The organism is Gilvimarinus sp. 1_MG-2023 (genome assembly GCF_030548285.1).
In genome coordinates, this window is sequence record NZ_JAUOSC010001581.1 from 1 (window position 1) to 241 (window position 241).

At 49.8% G+C, this 241-nt stretch carries 1 protein-coding gene; it reads right to left on the reverse strand.

The window, feature by feature from the left end:
• The coding region (locus Q4563_RS22125) for a sodium:solute symporter family transporter (protein WP_442903863.1) at nucleotides 1-241 on the reverse strand (241 nt) is incomplete at both ends.

Consider the following 241-nt stretch of genomic DNA (forward strand, 5'->3'; position numbering starts at 1 on the left):
CGACACCACCCAGCTCATAGAGCCCGATCAGTGTTAACGCTGCCATACCAACAATCATCAGTATGGTCTGAACGGCATCCGTTACAATAACGGCCGCTAAGCCACCGACCACTGTAAAACTGGTCGCGATGACTAATAAAAACACTATGGAAAGTGTCAGATCCCAACCCATAAATTGGGTAAACAGTAAACCACCGACGTATAACCCTCCCCCCAGCCACACCACGACAATGGTGCAGAG